Source organism: Thermomonas sp. (assembly GCF_041905325.1).
GTDB lineage: Bacteria > Pseudomonadota > Gammaproteobacteria > Xanthomonadales > Xanthomonadaceae > Thermomonas.
On sequence record NZ_JAYRLK010000020.1, the window covers coordinates 1 to 5139 of the forward strand.

Below are 5139 nucleotides of genomic sequence, written 5' to 3' on the forward strand. Positions count from 1 at the left end.
TATGGCGTTCCAGCGCTCGTGTTGCTGCCGCTGCTGTGGCGGATCGGCCTGCGTCCGGCAGGCCTGCCGACGTCACGACTGGTATGGATGGTGCTGGGCGGTGGCCTGCCGTTCGGCCTGCTGGTGATGGCCGGCGCGCAATGGGCGCCTGCCGCGCACATTGGCGTCTTCATGGCGGGAAGCGTTCCTCTGTTCACCGCAGCCGGGTCGCGGATGACCGCAGGCACGGCGCTGGCGCGCGGGCAATGGTTGGGCCTCGCACTGGTGGCGACGGGTTTGCTGGTTCTGGGGGTGTCCAGCACCGCTTCGGCCGGCGCCAGCTGGCGTGGCGACGCATTGCTGGTCCTTGCCGGTGCGCTGTGGGCGGCATACACGCTCGCGTTTCGCGGCAGCGGCTTGTCACCCTGGCAGGGTGCGGCGGTCGTCAGTGCATGGTCCAGCCTGTTGCTGGTGCCGCTGGTGGTGGTGCTGGGCGCACCACGGCTGTTACAGGCCCCGTGGACCGACGTGGCCCTGCAGGCGGCAGGACAGGGTGTGGCGGCAGGTCTGCTGGGTCTCGTGGCTTACCTGGCGGCAGTCACCCGGCTGGGCGCTGCGCGCGCCGCGCTGTCGGCGGCATTGGTGCCACCGCTGACGTCACTGGGTGCCGCGTGGTTATTGCACGAGCCGCTGGGCCCCAACACGCTGGCGGCGTCTGCACTGGTTGCCATGGGTGTGGTCATGGCTGCCGGGGTCAGGGTGTTGCCAGCGCCGCCCGCACCGCGTCAATGACGCGTTCCACATCAGCATCGGACAGCCGTGGCCCGATCGGCAGGCTCACGGTGGTGCGTCCGATAGCGGTGGCCACCGGGGTGGCCTCGGGCCGCCAGCCCAGGCGTTCGCGGTAGTAGGTGTACTCCGGCAAGGCGCGGTAATGAACGCCAACCCCGACACCTGAGCGCTGCATGCGGCGCAGGAACTCGTCACGGTCGATGCCGCACCGCGCCTCATCCACCAGCAGGGTGTACAGGTGCAAGCCATGCCGGGTATCGGGCTCCGCCGGGGCCGGGCGGGTCGCGGGCAGGTCGGCAAAGGCCTGCTGGTAGCGCAGCCACTGGTGCTCGCGCACCTGCCACGCGGCTTCCAGGCGCCGCAGCTGCTGCAGGCCGATGGCTGCTTGCAGATCCATCATGTTGAGCTTGAAGCCGCATTCCACCACGTCGTAGTGCTGGAAGCCGTCCGCGGCGTAGCGCTTCCACGCGTCGCGGCTCATCCCGTGCAGCGCCATGCAGCGCATGCGTTCCGCATGCCGGGCGTCTTTCGCTATGACCATGCCCCCTTCGCCGGTGGCCAGATTTTTGGTGGCGTAGAAACTGAAGCAGCCAAAGTCGCCCAGGGTGCCGGCAGGCTGACCCCGGTAAAGCGACTCCACGGCATGGGCGCAATCCTCAATTACTCGCAGGTGGTGGGCACGGGCCACACGCAGCAGTGCGTCCATGTCGCACGGGCGGCCCGCAAAGTGCACGGGGACCACGGCCCTGGTGCGTGGCGTCAGGGCGTCCTGCAGCCCGGTTGCCGTCAGGTTCATGGTCATTGGGTCCACATCTGCTAGCACCGGTGTGGCGCCGGTGTGGAGCACCGCGTTGGCGGCTGCGCAGAACGTCAGCGCAGGCATGACCACTTCGTCGCCCGGGCCCACGCCTGCCGCCAGCAGGCTGAGCTGAAGGGCAGCGGTACAGGAGTTCAGGGCCACGGCCTGGGCGGCATCCACGCCCTTGTAGGCAGCAAGTGTCGCTTCAAATTCGGCCACGCGCGGGCCGGTTCCGAGCCAGCCGCTGCGCAGGGTGTCGAGCGCGGCCTCAATTTCGGCATCGCCATGGTCTGGGGCGCCGAAGGTGATGAAATCCTGTCTCATGCCTTCAGGCCCAGCAATTGCCGGGCCTGCGACCTGGGCATCAATGACCGCTCGAACAGCGCCGCCGCCGAGACCACGCGCTCGATCAGGGCAGCGTTGCTCGCGGGGCGTGTTCGCTGTGCGTCCAGCCAGAGGTTGTCTTCCAGGCCGGTGCGTACGCCATCGGCCAACAGCAGGCCCAGCCCGTTGGCTGGCAACTGGAAGCGGCCAAGGCCGGCAACGCACACCACGCAGCCCGGGGGCAGCGCCGCCAGAATGGCGGCCAGCTGGAGCGGGTCGGCCTGTGCGCCGGCCACGTTGCCGAGCAGGACGTTCACGTACAGCGGCGCCGTGACCAGGCTTTCGGCCAGCAGTACCCGCGCGAAATTGGCCATGCCAAGGTCAAACACTTCCAGTTCGGGCCGGATGCCACGCGCCTGCATGCGCTTTGCCAGCCGGCGAATGGTGTCCGGCTGGTTGATGCTGGCCGACTGCATGAAGTTGAGCGACCCGAGTGTGAGGCTGGCCATGTCGGGGCGGGCCTTGCCGTCCAGATCCAGCACGCGCGCGCGCGAATCAAAACCCGAATCGAGGCGGCCACTGGTGGTGACGCAGACCACCAGTTCGCGCCCGCCGGGCAGCGCCCGGATATCTTCGATCATCCGGCCATACGGCTCGGGGTCCGCCGTCTGCACGCCCGCTGCATCCCGGGCATGCAGGTGCACCATCTGCACCCCGGCTTCCAGCGCACGCCCCACGTCGGCCACGATTTCCGAATGGGTCAGCGGAACCTGCGCGCTCATGGCGCGCGTCGGGATGACGCCGGTACAGGCCAGGTTGACAAGAAACGGCGTTCCGGTCCGCATCAGCTGCTCACTTCCAGCGACGTTCTGGCGAGCTTGCGGGCGGGGTTCCCGACGTAGGCACCATCCGCTTCGGTGTTCCTGACCACAACGGTGCCGGCCCCAATGAAGGTTCGCGGTGCGATGGTGAGGTTGTCACGCAGCACCGCGCCCACGCCCACAAACGCCTGTTCGCCGACATGGCCCTCGCCGCCCATGGCGACTTCGGCCGCCACGAACGCGTGGTCGTCGACCGTGCAGTGGTGCGAGATGTGCGCGCCGCTGCGGATGATGCAGTTGTTGCCAATACGGCAGAACGGCTGGACGATGGCGTGTTCGTAGATCAGCACGTTGTCGCCCACGACCAGATCGGGCCAGGTGCTGGCGCGACTGGAGATGTACCGTGCGAAGCTGTAGCCCCGCCGTTTGCCGTCCTCGTAACGGGCGCGCCGAACTCCGTTGATTTGCTGGTAGCCCATGGGGATGAGCAACTGGAAGCTGTCCGGCGGGTAGTGCTGCTCCAGCGTCTCGAACGCCACCAGCGGAAGGCCTTCGTGGGTGTTTCCCGCCATGAACGCAGCATCGACGGTGAAGGCCGCCACCTGCAGCGGCGAGTCATGGGTGAGGCAATACCGGGCCAGGCTGGCAGAGCGCAGCGTTCCAAAAATGACAACGGGCCGGTGGGGTGCAGGGTGCATCGCGATCATGGCAACGGGCGGGTGGACTCGGCCGCAGTTTGCCTGATCTGGTATAGCCTCACGGCCCGCTGGCATGCCTGCAGCAGCCGGCTGGCAGCGCGGCCGGTCGACAGGTCCAGAACTTCGTCGAAGCGCGCCTTCATGGCCTGGCCGGCGGCGTGCCGCCGGTCGGGGTGGTCAATCCACTCGACGAAGCGGTTCATGTATTGGGCGATGGTGACGACTGCGTGGTCGCCGACCTTGTCACCCCCATCACTGCCCGCCAGGCTCAGTACCGGAACGCCAAGGCTCATGGCGGTGGCCACACTGGCGCCGCCGCCCAGCCGCGGTGGGTTCAGATAGAGGTCGGCCAGCTGCAGCCACCCGGCAAAGTTGTCCTGAAAGGGCATGCAGCGTGCCCGTGCATGAAGCGTTGCCAGACGCGCCGCACGGTGCTCTGGCACACCAATGAGCAGCCAGTGCACCTTGGGGTGACGGTCCAGAACCGCGGTCACGCCAAGGGTCCAGGAGTCGGTCATTTCGTCGCTGAGGCGCGAGCCGGAGGAAACGCACAACACGGCATCGTGCCCAATGCCCAGCGTTTCGCGGGAGCACCCTGGCGCCGGTTCGGCGGGCCAGAACCGGTGCGGGAAGTGCACCGGTTCGGGGGCAACGATTCCCGGCCAGGCGAGCGAAGGATCCGGTTCCGGATCGGCATTCAGCCACACATCGACCGGCGCTACCGGTGGCAGGGTGTGAAGGCTCATGCCCACCACCGGCCACCGGGCGTGCAGGGGCCACACCACGGGCGAGGCAAAGCCGACATAAAGCACAAGATCCGGTGCGTAGGCACCGATCAATGCCAGCATGTCGCGCCATCGTGCATCGAGCGAGAAGTCGGCATCGGCCAGGCTGACTTTCAGGTCACCCGCGCTTCGCACCGGCCAGCTTGACGACTGCGCGGGCCCGACGGTTGAATGGTCGCCACCGGCGAAGTAGGTGCGCATGTCCGGAATGCTCAACTCCTGACCGGCGAACACCTGGGTCTCGATGCCCTGGCGGGCCAGCAGTGCCTGCAGGTTGAACGTCATGGCGGTGCCGGCATGGGCGCCCGATGCCAGATGGGGTGTGTAGAGGGCCACACGGTGCACCGCGGCCGGCGGCGCACCGGTTGCAGCAGGCCGCGCCAGTCCCCGGCCCAACTGGTCCATCAACTGGCTGATCTGTCCGTCCACGAGTACCTGCCGGAACGCATGGCGGTTCTCGCAGCGCGACAGGGCCGCCCCCCACAAGACGATGCTTAACGCCATCCAGCGATCGGTGCCGGGCAATTGCGGTGCCAGTGCAGTCATCTGCATCAAATGCTGCAGGTCGCCCGTCAGGCACCACAGCGCCGACAGGCGCAGCCAGGCTGGCAATGCAGCGCTGACCGGAAGCTGCTGCAGGCGTGCGACGGCCTCGTCACGTGGGCCGGAGGGAAGTGCGGCGGTGGCGCTGACCAGCCGCCACCAAGCGGTGACTTCTGCGGGCCGCAGCGAGACCTGCGCCAGTGCATCGTTGGCCAGCGCAACCCATCGGGCCTGCGCCGCCGGTGCGAGGGCTTGTACACGCATCGCTGCGTCGGCGGCTCAGGGCTTGCTGGCGGGTGCCGTGATGCCCAGGCGCCGGGCGATCGATTGCTCCAGCACCTTTACCTTGGGCTCGATGGTCGGCCGGGTGTCGGCGAGCAGCTTGTCGATGAACGCCT

5 protein-coding genes are annotated in these 5139 nt (G+C 67.8%); 1 reads left to right on the top strand and 4 read right to left on the bottom strand.

All coding sequences use genetic code 11. The features are described from left to right. Window positions 1–771, top strand: a 771-nt coding sequence (locus ACE3OK_RS12220; RefSeq protein ID WP_374249826.1) for an EamA family transporter, incomplete at its 5' end; no start/stop codon positions are given. Here ACE3OK_RS12220 and ACE3OK_RS12225 read toward each other — a convergent pair. From ACE3OK_RS12225 to ACE3OK_RS12240, 4 genes are read right to left on the bottom strand one after another with little or no spacing between them, the layout of a single operon-like run. After that, window positions 734–1894, bottom strand: a complete 1161-nt coding sequence (locus ACE3OK_RS12225) for a DegT/DnrJ/EryC1/StrS family aminotransferase (protein ID WP_374249827.1) — start codon at window positions 1892–1894, stop codon at window positions 734–736. The two genes, ACE3OK_RS12220 and ACE3OK_RS12225, sit on opposite strands and share 38 nt — an antisense overlap. Beyond that, window positions 1891–2739, bottom strand: a complete 849-nt coding sequence (locus ACE3OK_RS12230) for a 3-keto-5-aminohexanoate cleavage protein (RefSeq protein ID WP_374249828.1) — start codon at window positions 2737–2739, stop codon at window positions 1891–1893. Before ACE3OK_RS12230 ends, ACE3OK_RS12225 begins: the two co-directional genes overlap by 4 nt. Further along, the gene (locus tag ACE3OK_RS12235; RefSeq protein WP_374249829.1) at window positions 2739–3422 is read right to left on the bottom strand and encodes an acetyltransferase; all 684 of its coding nucleotides are present in this window, start codon (window positions 3420–3422) and stop codon (window positions 2739–2741) included. Before ACE3OK_RS12235 ends, ACE3OK_RS12230 begins: the two co-directional genes overlap by 1 nt. Further along, a complete protein-coding gene (locus ACE3OK_RS12240) occupies window positions 3419–5005 on the bottom strand; it encodes a hypothetical protein (protein ID WP_374249830.1) in 1587 nt (528 codons plus the stop codon). The genes ACE3OK_RS12235 and ACE3OK_RS12240 overlap by 4 nt, the downstream gene beginning before the upstream one ends. Window positions 5006–5139 lie beyond the last annotated feature (134 nt).

Excerpts from the sequence above, each read along its gene's own strand:
- ACE3OK_RS12225 (WP_374249827.1), bottom strand. The coding sequence starts at position 1,894 with ATGAGACAGGATTTCATCACCTTCGGCGCCCCAGACCATGGCGATGCC.
- ACE3OK_RS12230 (WP_374249828.1), bottom strand. The coding sequence starts at position 2,739 with ATGCGGACCGGAACGCCGTTTCTTGTCAACCTGGCCTGTACCGGCGTC.
- ACE3OK_RS12235 (WP_374249829.1), bottom strand. The coding sequence starts at position 3,422 with ATGATCGCGATGCACCCTGCACCCCACCGGCCCGTTGTCATTTTTGGA.
- ACE3OK_RS12240 (WP_374249830.1), bottom strand. The coding sequence starts at position 5,005 with ATGCGTGTACAAGCCCTCGCACCGGCGGCGCAGGCCCGATGGGTTGCG.